Origin of the sequence: Halopseudomonas laoshanensis, from assembly GCF_008365385.1 — a bacterium.
GTDB classification, from domain to species: Bacteria; Pseudomonadota; Gammaproteobacteria; order Pseudomonadales; family Pseudomonadaceae; genus Halopseudomonas; species Halopseudomonas laoshanensis.
In genome coordinates, this window is sequence record NZ_QOVF01000002.1 from 52,102 (window position 1) to 66,257 (window position 14,156).

15 protein-coding genes are annotated in these 14,156 nt (G+C 58.8%); 2 read left to right on the plus strand and 13 right to left on the minus strand.

The annotated features are described in order from the left end of the window. Positions 1–109 precede the first annotated feature (109 nt). Positions 110–1,705, plus strand: a complete 1,596-nt coding sequence (gene fliK, locus DT594_RS06815) for a flagellar hook-length control protein FliK (protein ID WP_178091474.1) — start codon at positions 110–112, stop codon at positions 1,703–1,705. Then, positions 1,702–1,992, plus strand: a complete 291-nt coding sequence (locus tag DT594_RS06820; RefSeq protein WP_394241935.1) for an EscU/YscU/HrcU family type III secretion system export apparatus switch protein — start codon at positions 1,702–1,704, stop codon at positions 1,990–1,992. The genes fliK and DT594_RS06820 overlap by 4 nt, the downstream gene beginning before the upstream one ends. Before the next feature lie 14 nt (positions 1,993–2,006). Here DT594_RS06820 and DT594_RS06825 read toward each other — a convergent pair whose 3' ends face one another. The 13 genes from DT594_RS06825 to flhF form a co-directional block, all read right to left on the minus strand. Continuing rightward, positions 2,007–2,390 (minus strand): DUF2802 domain-containing protein, encoded by a 384-nt coding sequence (locus DT594_RS06825; protein WP_246164581.1) that lies wholly within the window; start codon positions 2,388–2,390, stop codon positions 2,007–2,009. A gap of 29 nt (positions 2,391–2,419) precedes the next feature. Then, positions 2,420–2,899 carry a chemotaxis protein CheW gene (locus DT594_RS06830; protein ID WP_096348180.1) on the minus strand — a complete coding sequence of 160 codons (480 nt, stop codon included), beginning with the start codon at positions 2,897–2,899 and terminating at the stop codon, positions 2,420–2,422. Between the two features lie 82 nt (positions 2,900–2,981). Continuing rightward, complete coding sequence (locus tag DT594_RS06835; RefSeq protein ID WP_149332013.1) at positions 2,982–3,734, minus strand: chemotaxis protein CheW; 753 nt, start codon at positions 3,732–3,734, stop codon at positions 2,982–2,984. 83 nt (positions 3,735–3,817) lie between these two features. Next, positions 3,818–4,612 carry a ParA family protein gene (locus DT594_RS06840; RefSeq protein WP_096348182.1) on the minus strand — a complete coding sequence of 265 codons (795 nt, stop codon included), beginning with the start codon at positions 4,610–4,612 and terminating at the stop codon, positions 3,818–3,820. Positions 4,613–4,704: 92 nt separating this feature from the next. Beyond that, positions 4,705–5,547: a flagellar motor protein MotD gene (gene motD / locus DT594_RS06845; RefSeq protein WP_149332014.1), complete on the minus strand. Its 843-nt coding sequence runs from the start codon at positions 5,545–5,547 to the stop codon at positions 4,705–4,707. 14 nt (positions 5,548–5,561) lie between these two features. Then, the gene (locus DT594_RS06850) at positions 5,562–6,302 is read right to left on the minus strand and encodes a flagellar motor protein (RefSeq protein ID WP_149332015.1); all 741 of its coding nucleotides are present in this window, start codon (positions 6,300–6,302) and stop codon (positions 5,562–5,564) included. Beyond that, positions 6,302–7,411 (minus strand): protein-glutamate methylesterase/protein-glutamine glutaminase, encoded by a 1,110-nt coding sequence (locus DT594_RS06855; RefSeq protein WP_149332016.1) that lies wholly within the window; start codon positions 7,409–7,411, stop codon positions 6,302–6,304. Before DT594_RS06855 ends, DT594_RS06850 begins: the two co-directional genes overlap by 1 nt. Positions 7,412–7,509: 98 nt before the next feature. Continuing rightward, on the minus strand, positions 7,510–9,771 hold the full coding sequence (locus tag DT594_RS06860) for a chemotaxis protein CheA (RefSeq protein ID WP_149332017.1): 2,262 nt from the start codon (positions 9,769–9,771) through the stop codon (positions 7,510–7,512). A gap of 26 nt (positions 9,772–9,797) precedes the next feature. Then, positions 9,798–10,592, minus strand: a complete 795-nt coding sequence (locus DT594_RS06865; protein ID WP_149332018.1) for a protein phosphatase CheZ — start codon at positions 10,590–10,592, stop codon at positions 9,798–9,800. A 21-nt stretch (positions 10,593–10,613) separates the two neighbouring features. Further along, the gene (locus tag DT594_RS06870; protein WP_174958958.1) at positions 10,614–10,991 is read right to left on the minus strand and encodes a chemotaxis response regulator CheY; all 378 of its coding nucleotides are present in this window, start codon (positions 10,989–10,991) and stop codon (positions 10,614–10,616) included. 195 nt (positions 10,992–11,186) lie between these two features. After that, positions 11,187–11,924 carry an RNA polymerase sigma factor FliA gene (locus tag DT594_RS06875; RefSeq protein WP_174958961.1) on the minus strand — a complete coding sequence of 246 codons (738 nt, stop codon included), beginning with the start codon at positions 11,922–11,924 and terminating at the stop codon, positions 11,187–11,189. Beyond that, complete coding sequence (fleN, locus tag DT594_RS06880) at positions 11,921–12,748, minus strand: flagellar synthesis regulator FleN (protein ID WP_149332019.1); 828 nt, start codon at positions 12,746–12,748, stop codon at positions 11,921–11,923. The genes DT594_RS06875 and fleN overlap by 4 nt, the downstream gene beginning before the upstream one ends. Positions 12,749–12,791: 43 nt before the next feature. Next, positions 12,792–14,153: a flagellar biosynthesis GTPase FlhF gene (gene flhF / locus DT594_RS06885; protein WP_149332020.1), complete on the minus strand. Its 1,362-nt coding sequence runs from the start codon at positions 14,151–14,153 to the stop codon at positions 12,792–12,794. Positions 14,154–14,156: the final 3 nt, after the last annotated feature.

Sequence of the window (14,156 nt, forward strand, 5' to 3'; positions counted from 1 at the left end):
GTGATTTACGTCAACATGTGACTACATGAGCGCCGATTTCAGACTACCCCCCAGCACGCCCAGCCCCTCAGTAACGGGGCCTGTAGCCAGGCCGGCAGACCCCGCCGCCGTGGCTTTGCAACTGCTGCGTCCGATTGACGCACTGCTGTTCCCACCTGGGCAAACCACTCGCGCGGAAGTACTCACCAGTACGCCAAAGGGAGGTGAGTTTGAACTCTTGTTGCGCTTAGCGCAAAACACTACGGCGCCGGCACAACAGGTAGTGGCCACCAGCCCCAGAGCGGTACCCAGCGGCGCAGCGCTGGTGCTGCAGGCGATCAGCCAAACCCAACTAATGGCCGTGCTGCAGCCCTCCGGCAAAGCACCTGCTGCAGAAATGCTGACGCGCCTTGACCCCGCCGTGTTTCCACCGGGCTCCAGCGTCCAGGCCCAGGTGGTCAGCCAGCAAGTGCTGGCGCAGGGTGAGCAGCAACGTTTTGCGATCATTGCCCGGCTGCTGGAAGGCGCGGCCAGTGGCAGCAGCCTGAGCCTGACTAGCAGCAAGCCTCTGGATCCCGGCACGCTGATTACCGCGCTGGTGGGCAGCCAGGGCGAGCTGCGCATTCCCGACCCTGCCCGCCAGCAATTGACCCTGGCGTTGTTGCAGGGGTTGAAAGATAGCCTGCAACGTCAGGGCTCGTCCGAGCCTTTATTCAACAGTTTGCAGAAGCTTAGTCAGAGTCTCGGCCAAACCCCGGGTCAGAGCGCCGCGCCTGGAGTAGCGGCGCCAGCCATGCCGGCTAGCGTGCAAAGTGCCATGCAGCAGGTGCTTCAGCAGGTCGCTTCGTTACAGCAACTGATGACCCCCGCTGGCGTGGAACAGGCTGTGCAGCGCAGTGGCGCCTTTCTTGAACCCAACCTCGCGCAACTGGCTGGACTGTTGAAGGGTGCTGCCGCCGAAACGGCTGCGGCTCCCGCCGGGACTAATCCCAGCCCGGCGTTGAGCAAGTTGCTGGCCGCGCTATCCACTTTGCCGGTCAGCCCTGCTACTCCGCCGCTACCGGGTGCCGATCTGAAGGCGTCGTTGATTCACCTGGCCATCAGTCTGCAGCAGCAATTATCACCTGGCGCGATCAAGGAACTGGCCTTGCCCTTCAGCCCCTGGAAACAGGGCGCCGGCGGGGCCACCGAACAAAGCTTTCCAGTAGCCAGCCGGGTGGTTCAAGGCATGACCGACGCGCCGGATCTCGGCGCCCTGCTGCGCCTGACCGCGGCGTTACTGTCGCGGATCCAGCACCATCAACTGCAAAGTCTCGGTCAGTCGCAAAGCTTTTCCGATGGCAGCAGCCAGACCGTCTGGCAGTTGGAAATTCCTGTGCGTGATGGCCAACAGTTCAGTCATGTACAGGTACGCATTCAGCGCGATGACAGTGCACCCGAGGCGCGGCAGGTGGAAAAAACTCCGCATTGGGAGGTCCGTCTGGCCTTTAACCTGGACCAGCTGGGCAGCCTGCAAGCGATCGCCAAGCTCTACAAGGGGCGGGTTAGCAGTGAGTTCTGGGCCGAACAGCCACAGACGCTCTCCCTGCTAGACGGCGAACTGCGTCTGTTGCGTGACCGCTTGCTGGCGAAAGGGCTGGATGTCGGGGAGCTGAGTTGCCACCAGGGCATGCCGCCACAACCCAATCAGGCGCTGCAACAGCGCTGGATTGATGAGGTGACATGATGCACAAGCCCCGTGAAGCCATTGCGCTGGTGTATGACGGTGATCAGGCCCCGACCCTGACAGCCAAGGGTGAGGGTGATCTGGCCGAGCAGATTATTGAGCTGGCGATGGCCTACGAAGTGCCCATCTACGAGAACGCAGAACTGGCCAGCGTCCTGGCGCGGCTGGAGCTCGGCGACCAGATTCCTGAAGCGCTATACCGGACTATTGCCGAGATCATTGCCTTTGCCTGGTATCTCAAGGGCAAAAGGCCGGACGGCTTTGTGGAGCCAGAAGAGGAAATCTAGAGATTGTGAACCGCTCAGGGCTTACGCGCGGCGTGTAACTTGGCAACCAGCTCGGCTTCAGCCTTGGACAGCCCGCAGGATTGAGTGAGGTCCTCCACACTGGCGCCCAGACCGACCAGGCGGGCAGCCTGATTGTACGGCAGGGACTGGGGGTCGGTTTGTTCGATGCGCATCTGTTTGTCTTCGATACGCTTGAGCTGGTCGCGTAGCGCAACCAGCTCCTCACCCATGCGAATACTGCCTTGCTGGTAAGTCAGCACTTCGGTTTTAAGTTGCTGAATGCGTTCGAGCTGCTGGCTATCCTGCTGCATGACCCTGCCACCCAGGCGCTTGAGCTGCAGATACACAGCTACGAAGGCCGCGAGCAATACCCCGAGGCCCAAACCCAGTAACAACATAAGCCATGCGCCAGACTCGAGCATGGTGATCAGAAGCCCTGCAACTCGGCCCACTCATCCTCGGTCATCATCTTTTCCAGATCGACCAGGATCAGCAGTTCGTTGTTCTTGTTGCACACGCCCTGGATGAATTTGGCCGACTCATCAGTGCCGACGTTAGGCGCGGTTTCGATCTCCGACTGACGCAGATAAACCACTTCGGCAACGCTGTCGACCAGAATGCCAACCACCTGCTTGTCCGCCTCGATGATCACGATGCGGGTATTGTCGGTGATCGGTGCGGGGGTCAAACCAAAACGCTGACGCGTGTCGATCACCGTCACCACATTGCCCCGCAGGTTGATGATGCCCAACACATAAGAGGGCGCACCTGGGACCGGCGCAATCTCGGTGTGGCGCAATACTTCCTGCACCTGCATGACATTGATGCCATAGGTCTCGTTATCGAGGCGGAAGGTCACCCATTGCAGGATCGGATCTTCAGCGCCCTGTGCGGTATTGTTTTTCATTCTCTAGCTTCCCGATCTTCATTGATGCCGATCCGGCTCACACGCCGGTACCAAGTCACTCATTATCATCAGGCCCTGACGCTCACGCCAGTGCCCGCTCTCCTTTTGCGCCCTGCTGGGTCTTTGCACCGGCGGCAATCAAGCCTGCCAATGCCGAGACATCCACCAGCGCACACATATGTTCAATCACCGTACCCGCCAGCCAGGGGCGTTTGCCTTCCTGCGAGCGCCACTTGACCTGTTCGGGTGTCAACTTTACGGACTTGCTCACATCATGCACGGCAAGGCCCCAGTCATAACCCTGTACCGAGATAACAAAGCGCAAATCATTCTGCAATTCAGGTACATAGCGTTCGGGCATGACCCAGCGCGCGGTATCCAGCACTTTCAAGTTACCCGCTGAGGTTGGCATGATGCCGAGAAACCAGTCAGGTTGGCCGAACAGCGGGGTTATCTCGCTTTCCAGCGGATGAATGGTCCCGAGTAGAATCAACGGGACTGCCAAAGTCAAACCACCCACATTGAACAACAATGCTTCGAACGGCTGCTCACGCCACTGCGGTTGCTCAACCAGAGGCGGCGCACTTTCGACCTCGACCGGCAGCTCGACCGCGTCGACGCTTACCACCGCAACCTCGACCGTGGTGGTTTCAAGAACCGCCCTGCTGATCTCCGCCGTTGGCGGTTCAGCGTACTCCACCGGCGCAGCAGCAGTGGGCGCTTCAAGCTCCTCGGCGAGGCTCAAATCCTCAATTGCATCCTGCAACAGTGCATCCAGATAACTCTGAATGGTCTGTTGCGGGCTGAACTGCTGTACGGGCAAGGGTTTGGTCATGGCTCGCTTTTACGGAAATGTATTTGCTATCAGGCTATCAATGAGTATCGGCTGAGAACCGCTCAGCATTAACAGTAATTGCATCAAGCCACTTGTTCACGACGCGGCACCGCCTGAGCCAACAGGTAGCGCAACAAAGCGCGGTAGGCCAACACGCCACGCGCGCCAGCGTCCACTCTGGAGGGCACCAGGCCAGCCAGACTGGCATCGCGCAGCTTGGTATCAATAGGCACATAAGCCTGCCACAGGTGATCTGGATAATCACGCCGCAACATCCGCAAGGTACTCAGTGACGCCTGGGTACGCCGATCAAACAGGGTGGGCACTATGGTGTACGGCAACGCTTGCTTGCGTGAGCGGTTGACCATGTCCAGCGTATGCACCATGCGTTCCAGACCTTTCATCGCCAGGAATTCGGTCTGTACCGGAATGACCAATTGCTCGCACGCCGCCAGCGCATTGATCATCGACACCCCCAACAGCGGCGGGCTGTCGATCAGCACAAACTGGTAGTCATCCCAGAGCTGCGCCAGCGCACGTGACAGCACCAGACCAAAGCCACCCTGCGCGGCAGACTGCCGCTCGAGCGTGGCAAGTGAGGTGCTGGAGGGTAGCAGGCGAATATTCTCGTGGCTGGTGTTCAATAGCAGCGCCTGTGCCAGCCCTTCGGGAACCTGACCCTTGTGCTGAAACAGATTGAAGACACTACTGGTCAGGCTGTCTGGATCATGCCCGAAGTAACTGGTCATCGAGCCGTGCGGATCCAGGTCGACCACCAGTACCTTCTGCCCCTGGTCTGCCAGCAGGCCAGCCAACGCCACTGCGGTCGTGGTTTTACCCACGCCGCCTTTTTGATTGGCCACTGCCCAGACTTTCATAACCTTCCTCCGGGGATATGCTTCCGACATATCGGCGCACCCCACCTACGACAACAAAATGACGCTGCACCCACGGGTGCCAATTGAATCCTTTACTGTGCAGGAGCCGTGCCAGACTCACTGCGCGCGGCGCGCATGCCATCCACGCTTCCAACCATGCTTCCATCTTGGCCACCACGAAACGCCTCGTGCCGTGTATCCAGGTGACGGGAAATCAACAATACCACCCGCCGATTGGCGCGGCGCCCTGCCTCGGTGGTGTTATCCGCTACCGGGCGGAACTCGCCATAACCAACCGCCGCCATTTGCTCCGGATTGACCCCGCCAATGCCCAGCATACGCACCACACTCGCCGCTCGAGCGGCCGAAAGCTCCCAGTTAGTAGGATAAAGCCGCGATCCTATGGGCACATTATCGGTGAAGCCTTCGACGTGAATCGGGTTCTGATAAGGCGCCAAAATGCCGGCGATTTTTTCGATAAGATTAAAGCCGGCATCCAGCGGCAAGGCATCGCCGCTGGGAAACAGCAGGCTGGAATTAAGCTCAATCTCGATCCATAACTCGTTACCCCGCAGCTCCAGATCACCGGCTGCGATCAACTCACCAAAAGCCGCCTCCATCGCCGCAGTGATTTCCTGCAACGGATCGGCAGCGGTCGTTTCACTGGCTGCGGCATCGGTACCGGCTGTGCCCGGCGCGTCGCTGCGGCTCAGCCCGCGGGGTATTTCCTCACCGATCTGGATGGGCTCCATAGAGCGCTGCGGCTGATTGAAGGCACCTTCCATGGTGTCGGAAAGCACTTTGTACTTGCCTTCATTGACCGACGAGATCGAATACATGACCACGAAGAACGCAAACAGCAGGGTGATGAAGTCCGCATAGGAAACCAGCCAGCGTTCGTGATTCTCGTGCTCTTCGTGTCGACGACGACGCATGCCCTGCCCCCCTGTTAGTCCAGGAAGCCCTCGAGCTTCATTTCGATGGACCGCGGGTTTTCCCCTTCGGCAATGGACAGAAGCCCCTCAAGCAGCATTTCCCGATAGCGCGACTGCTGCAACACGACGGCCTTCAGTTTGTTCGCTACCGGCAATAGAAACAGGTTGGCCAGCGCCACACCGTAGATGGTGGCGACGAAGGCGACGGCGATACCGGTACCCAGCATCGAGGGGTCAGCCAGGTTGCCCATCACATGAATCAAGCCCATGACTGCGCCGATAATACCAATGGTCGGTGAATAGCCGCCCATGCTCTCATACACCTTGGCGGCCATCAGATCGTGGTTTTCGCGCGTCAGCAGGTCGACTTCCAGAATACTGCGCAGGGCTTCCGGCTCACTGCCGTCGACCAGCAACTGCAAACCCTTGCGGGCAAAAAAATCAGTTTCCATCTCGGCAATCTGTTCCAGCCCTAACAGGCCTTCCTTGCGCGCGATGGTGCTCCAGCCGATGACCTGGTTGATACCTTCCTGCAAACGATTGGCCGGCGGAAAGATGATCCAGCGAGCAATCACCAATGCACGTTTGAAGACTTTCAACGGTGTTTGAATAAATGCCGCACCCAGCGTACCGCCAAACACAATCAGCGCCGCCGGCCCGTTGATCAGCGCAGCAGCGTGCCCGCCTTCAAGGTAATTGCCGCCGAGAATCGCGACAAAGGCCAGGATGATGCCGATGATGCTGAGTATATCCATCAGCTCAGCTCTGCCAGGTAACGGCCAATATCATCCAGGCTGTAAATACCGTCTGCAAGATTGGCCTTGGCAATCGCCATGGGCATGCCGTAGATCACGCAGCTGGCTTCGTCCTGCGCCCAGATGTCGCTGCCGGCGGTCTTCAACATACGCGCGCCTTCACGGCCATCTGCCCCCATCCCGGTGAGGATCACGCCCAGCACCTTGTCCCGGAAAGCTTTGGCCGCGGAACCAAAGGTTACGTCCACGCAGGGTTTGAAATTCAATCGCTCGTCACCGGGCAGGATACGTACGATACCGCGGCCGTCGAGCATCATCTGCTTGCCACCAGGTGCCAGGAGCGCAGTGCCGGGCTTCAACGTATCGCCGTCCTCAGCTTCCTTGACACGAATCTTGCACAGCTTGTCCAGGCGCTCAGCAAAGGCTTTGGTAAAGGCTGCCGGCATATGCTGAACCAGCAACAGCGGCGCAGGAAAATTCGCCGGGAGTTGCGTCAGCACGCGCTGCAATGCGACCGGACCGCCCGTGGATGTACCGATGGCGACCAGTTGATAATGTTTTTTACGCGGCGCCGGGCTGTTGCTGCGTGGCGCCGCCGGCTTGCTAGCAGGTGCAGGCTCGCTCGGCCGCAACGCTGGGCGGGTTGCGGCCGAGCTTGCCGGCGCAGCACTCGGCGCAGGTGGCGCACTGGCCAGTCCCAGCGAGCGACGGTTGGTGCGCGCCAGGGCGTGCACTCGCTCGCAGAGCAATTGCCGCACTTTATCCGGATTACGTGAGATATCTTCGAAGTTCTTCGGCAGATAATCGGCGGCGCCCGCATCCAGCGCATCCAGGCTGACCCGCGCGCCTTCATAGGTTAGCGAGGAGAACATCAGTACCGCAGTCGGGCAGCGCTGCATGATCTCACGCACCGCCGTGATGCCATCCATGACCGGCATTTCGTAGTCCATGGTGACCACGTCCGGGCGCAGGGCCAAGGTCTGGTCCACGGCTTCGCGACCATTGGAGGCCACTCCGACCACCTGGATCTGCGGATCGCCCGCAAGAATTTCCGTTACCCGGCGGCGAAAGAAACCCGAATCATCGACCACCAGTACCTTGACCGCCATACACTCTCCTGAAGCCTGCCGGATCACCCGCCCTGTGGCGGCCCATCCTGATGTCCATCCTTGCCTGCCGTTCTCTGCCCAGCGCTTGGCGAGCGCTATTACCCCCTGCGGGCGTAGCGCTTGAGCAGGCTGGGTATGTCGAGGATCAGTGCAATGCGTCCGTCGCCGGTAATGGTAGCGCCGGACATGCCCGCAGTGCCTTGCAACATCCGGCCCAGAGGCTTGATCACCACCTCCTCCTGACCAACTAGCTGATCGACTACAAAGCCGACACGCTGGGTGCCTACCGAAACGATAACCACACTGGCTGCTGAATGATCACTGGTGTCGGCAACGCCGGGCATCAGCCAGCGCTTGAGGAAGAACAACGGCAAGGCCTTTTCGCGCACGATGATCACTTCCTGACCGTCCACCACGTTAGTGCGCGAGAGATCGAGGCTGTAGATTTCGTTGACGCTGACCAGCGGCAAGGCAAAGGCCTGATTGGCGAGCATGACCATCAGCGTCGGCATGATCGCCAAGGTCAGCGGCACCTTGATGACAATACGACTGCCCTGGCCCTTGGTCGACTGAATATTGATCGTGCCGTTGAGCTGGGAAATCTTGGTCTTGACCACGTCCATCCCAACGCCGCGGCCTGATACATCGGAAATTTCGGTTTTGGTGGAGAAGCCCGGCTCCAGAATCAGGTCGAAGCATTCGCTCTCTGAAAGTCTGTCGGCCGCCTCTTTCTCCATCATGCCCTTTTCAACAGCTTTAGCGCGCAGCACGTCGGCATCCATACCGCGACCGTCATCGGTGATGGTCAGCAGAATATGGTCGCCTTCCTGCTCCGCAGCAAGGATCACCTTGCCGGTGCGCGGCTTGCCAGCGGCTTCACGCTCATGGGGCAGTTCGATCCCGTGGTCAACCGAGTTACGCACCAAGTGCACCAGCGGATCGGCCAACGCCTCGACCAGGTTCTTGTCCAGATCGGTTTCTTCACCGACCAGCTCCAGATTGATCTCCTTCTTCAGGTTGCGCGCCAGATCTCGTACAACCCGGGGAAAGCGGCCGAAGACTTTCTTGATCGGCTGCATGCGCGTCTTCATTACTGAAGATTGCAGGTCGGCAGTGACCACATCGAGATTGCCCACGGCCTTGTTCAGTTCTTCATCACCGCTGCTCAGGCCCAGCCGCACCAGACGGTTGCGCACCAGCACCAGCTCGCCGACCATGTTCATGATGTCGTCGAGGCGCGCGGTGTCTACCCGTACGGTCGTTTCGGCGGCGGGATTCTCGCCGCCGGCCTGCTTGTCTTTGGCTAAGTCCGCTGCCGGCGCAGGCGCCTTTACCGGTTTAGGCGCAGGAGCGGGCGCCCTGGCTGCCGGCTTGGCGACTGCCGCAGCCGGCTCAGTCGCAGGTGTTCTGGCGGTCGGCGCTGCTACCGCGCCGTCCAACTTGCCCGGGGCCTTACCGTTACCATGCAGCTGGTCAAGCAACGCTTCGAATTCATCGTCGGTGATATGTTCTGGCGCATTCGCCTGGGCTGCTGCGGGCGTACTAGCCGCCGCTGGAGCATCGGCTGAAGAAGTGGATGAAGAGACGGCTTCGCTCACTTTGCCAGGCGCGGCGCCCTTGCCATGCAACTCGTCGAGCAACGCCTCGAACTCGTCGTCATTGATTTCATCACCATGGCCGGCAGAGATAGCGGCCGGGGCCTCAGCCTTGGGTGCAGGAGTCACTGCCGCTGGTTGGCCGGTGCCATGCAACTGGTCCAGCAGGGCTTCAAATTCATCGTCGGTAATTTCGTCACCGCTGCCATGACTCGGTGCTGCTGCCATAACTGGCACAGCTACTTCGTCGGCAGAGGTGCCGGGGCCTTTCAAGGCATCGAGCAATTGCTCGAACTCGTCATCGGTGACATCACCCTGAGCTTCCGGTGCGGCTGCACTGTTGGCGTCAACGGTTGCCGAGGTCGCAACTGCGCTGGCGGGCACGGCGAGAGCGGCAAGGGCTTCGAGCAGCTCCGGATCGGCCGGCTGCGGTTGTTCACCTTCGCGAACTTGCGTGAACATCTCATTGACGCTGTCGAGCGCCTGGAGTACCACGTCCATCAGCTCCGAATCAACCTGGCGCTCACCCTTGCGCAGAATATCGAAGACGTTCTCGGCAATATGGCAGCAGCCTACCAGCGCATCAAGCTGCAGAAATCCGGCGCCGCCCTTGACGGTGTGAAAGCCGCGGAAAATCGCATTGAGCAGATTTGTGTCATCAGGACGGTTCTCCAGATCGACCAGCTGTTCAGATAACAGCTCGAGGATTTCTCCGGCTTCCACCAGAAAATCCTGAAGAATTTCCTCATCCGCGTCAAAACTCATGCATCCACTCCCGGGCGTGCTTGTAGTTAGAAGCCCAGACTGGAGAGAAGATCATCGACTTCATCCTGTCCGGATACAACGTCTTCTCTTTTATCGGCATGAATCTGCGGACCTTCACCCCTAGTGGAGACTTTTTTTGCTTCTTGCTCGGATTGGCCATGGTTGATGCCGGCAATCCGATCTACCTGACCGGCCATACGCACCAGGTTGACCAGGCTTTCTTCCACGTCGTGGACCAGCGTGGTCACACGCTTGATCACCTGACCGGTGAGATCCTGATAGTCCTGGGCGATAAGAATATCGTTGAGGTTCGAGCTGACCTGGGCACTGGTTTCTTCGGTCTTGGTGAGGAACTCGCCCATGCGCTTATACAGCTCGCGAAACTCACCGGCTTCCATCTCACGCCGTTGCAGACGCTGCCAGTCGGCGCGCAGGGCACTGGCTTCTGCGCCAAGGCTGGAGACGATAGGCGCACTGGTTTCGACCAGGTCCATGGTGCGGTTGGCGGCTTTATCAGTCAGTTTGACCACATAATCAAGGCGGTCCGAGGCATCCGAAATCTTGGAGACTTCAACGCCATCAGCCAATGCGTGGGAGGTATCTATCTGGAAGTTGACGATTGAACTGTGCAACGCCCGGGTCAACTGACCCACTTCGTAATACAAGCCGCGATCGCGCGCCTGGTTGATTGCATGTATGACCAGTATGGCTTCGCCGTACTGGCCCTTTTCCAGGTAATCGACCAGTTGCCGCGCATTATCTTTGAGGGAATGTTCGAATTCCTGAGCGGTTGCCTGGCCGGGATCCTTACTTAACGCCATAACCTGTACCCCGGATAATTATTATTTTGCCTGAACCCGCTCGAAGATCTTCTCGATCTTTTCTTTCAACGCTTGAGCAGTGAAAGGCTTGACCACATAACCATTGACGCCGGCCTGCGCCGCTTCAATGATCTGGTCGCGCTTGGCTTCAGCCGTCACCATCAGCACCGGCAGATTTTTCAGGCGGTCGTCGGCACGCACCGCGCGCAGCAGATCAATGCCACTCATGCCCGGCATGTTCCAGTCGGTCACCAGGAAGTCAAAGCTGCCGCTCTGCAACATCGGCAAGGCCGAGGTTCCATCGTCGGCTTCTGCCGTATTGGTGAAACCCAGGTCGCGCAACAGATTCTTGATAATGCGCCTCATCGTTGAAAAATCATCAACGATGAGAATTTTCATATTCTTGTCCAAGTCGACCTCCGTACAAACCAGGAAGAGTGCACTGTCACACTCCGTTAAGCTACTGGCCAAACAAGCCTTGTAAACTCAATAGCTGCCAGTGTAACCGGAGTGGCCATCCGGTGTTGCTTACACTGACATTCAATACTTATTCTTCCAGTCCAGCCGGGCATTGTCCGGATACCGGGAACAAAATCAATCGTTTCGCCATCCACTGAGCCTTGCGCGCAGTCGCGCGGCACACTGACTATGCAGTTGGCTGACGCGCGACTCGCTGACGCCGAGCACCGCACCAATCTCTTTCAGGTTCAGCTCTTCATCGTAATACAGCGACAATAACAGCCGTTCGCGCTCCGGCAAGCCTTCAATCGCTTCCACCAGGGCCGCGCGAAAGCGTTGATCCTGCAAACCGCCCAAAGGCTCTTCATCGCTGTGCGCATCGGCCCGCGTACCGCTTTCGAGCAGCTCATCGAAACTGAACAGCTTGCTACCGGAGGTATCGTTGAGAATGGCGTAATACTCTTCCAGGCTCATCTCCAGCTCGGCGGCGATCTCATGATCCTTGGCATCACGACCCAGGCGCGACTCTACTGCACGCACCGCATCGCTGACCATCCGGGTATTACGATGCACAGAACGTGGCGCCCAGTCACCCTTGCGCACCTCATCCAGCATCGCGCCACGAATACGGATACCCGCGTAGGTTTCAAAACTGGCGCCCTTGCCACTTTCAAATTTGCGCGAGGCCTCGAGCAAGCCAATCATGCCGGCCTGTATAAGATCATCGACCTGAACGCTGGAAGGCAGACGGGCGAGCATGTGATAAGCGATGCGTTTCACCAAAGGGGCATATTGGGAAACCAACTGATCCTGATTGTTAGCGGAACACTGTGCGCGTGTATACATGCTCAATCCACCAGCCGTTTGTGTCATAGGCCTGAACCCGTCTGCTGCACCAGGCGCTCGACGAAAAATTCAAGATGCCCACGTGGGTTGGCCGGCAGGGGCCAGGCATCTACTTTTTGCGCGATGCCTCGAATGGCGATGGAGGCTTTGCTGCGCGGGAATACTTCATAGATCGCACGCTGCTTCTGCACTGCTTTGCGCACGTTCTCATCATAGGGCACTGCTCCCACATACTGCAGAGCAACATCAAGAAAGCGGTCCGTCACTTTGGTCAGCTTAGCAAAAACAGTCCGGCCTTCCTGTGGCGTATGTACCATATTGGCCAATACGCGGAAGCGGGTCATGCCGTGATCGCGATTGAGCAGCTTGATCAGCGCGTAGGCGTCGGTAATCGAAGTCGGTTCATCGCACACCACCACCAGCACTTCCTGGGCGGCGCGCACGAAGCTGACGACCGAGTCGCCAATGCCGGCCGCGGTATCAACGATCAGCACATCGATGTTGTCGCCAATATCGCTGAACGCCTGAATCAACCCGGCGTGCTGCTGGGGGTTGAGGTTGACCATGGTCGCGGCGCCGGAAGCCGCTGGCACTATGCGCATGCCGCCCGGGCCATTCAGAAGCACATCACGTAATTCGCAGGTCCCTTCAAGCACGTCGGCCAAGGTGGCTTTAGGCTTGAGACCCAGCAATACATCGACGTTGGCCAAGCCAAGGTCGGCATCAAGCAGCACCACACGCCGCCCCATGTCGGCCAGGGCGATGCCCAGGTTGACCGACACGTTGGTTTTGCCGATACCACCTTTGCCGCCGGTGACCGCGATAACCTGAACCGGATGTTTGCTGCCCATCTGCGTGGCTTACCTTGTTATCAATAAAACTGTTGAACGTCTGTTAACCAGCACGCTGATTGTGCAGTATACCGGCAAACACATCAGCCATCGCCTGATCGGGCGGGCTTTCGTTGCCGGCCAGGCTTACCGCCCGGCTAACCAGTTGGTGGCCAACGGCACGGCTTATATCATCCGGAATGCGCTGGCCATCTGCCAGATAGGCTACCGGTAAACCCTGCTGCATAGCCAGACCCAATACTTCACCAAGAGTAGCCGACTCGTCCACCTTGGTGATCACACAACCATCCAGGCCACACACCTTGTAGGTGTGATATGCGGCCTTGAGCACCTGATACTGACTGGTTGCAGCCAATACCAGCAGCTTGCTGACATTGGTACCCAAGGCGGCCAGTTGGCTTAGTTGACCCTGAAGATGCGGGTCCTGAGCCTGCAGACCTGCGGTATCCAGCAACACCAGGCGTTTGCCGGAAAATTCCTTGAGCACGTCGGCAAGGCCATTCTGCTCGTCCACCACCCGCACCGGCACGTTCAGAATACGGCCCAGGGTGCGCAGTTGCTCATGCGCACCTATGCGATAGGTATCCATGGTTACCAGGGCCACGTGCTGGCTGCCGTGTTTGAGCACATAGCGCGCCGCCAGTTTGCCCAGCGTGGTGGTCTTGCCAGAGCCGGTCGGACCGACCAGCGCAATCACACCGCCCTCTTCAATCAATTCATCACGGATAACCGGAATGCTGTGAGACAGGTGCGCCAGCAACATGCGCCACGCCTGGCGGGTGTTGGGCTCATCGGCAACCAGACGCAACAGCTTCTGGCTAAGCTCAGCGGGCAGACCCAGCTGGGTCAGGCGGCGCCACAGGCTGGCCTGACGCGGCTGCTGTTGATTGATCTGACCCCAGGCCATATTGCCCAACTGCGCTTCGAGCATCTCACGCAGCCCAGCAATTTCCGCGCGCATCGCGCTCAAGCCTGATCCGGACTCGGCTTCCGGTTCTGCAACCCGTGGAGCTGGTTCCGGTTTGATCTTGGCCGAGGCCGGTTGCGCCATCTCGTTATTGAGGCGGTCAAGAAAATCCTGTGCTTCGGGCGAACCATCCTGCGCCGCCTGGCGCAGGGTTTCGCCAAACAACTGACGGTTGACGCTGGGGCCTGAGCTGGCGCGTTCCCCCGCTTCAAGCTGAGCCCGGGCAGTGACAATGCGCTCCTGGGTCTTTTTCAGCTCTTGGCTCAAGCCTGGCGTGGGTGGAGTCAGCCGTGGCGCTTCGTAATCCACTGCGGCAGTCAGCTCCACGCCGCCAACCACGCGGCGATTGGCGATGATGGAAGCATCGGCACCGAGCTCGTCGCGTACCAGCTTCATCGCCTGGCGCATGTCTGCGGCAAAGAAACGTTTTACTTTCATGGC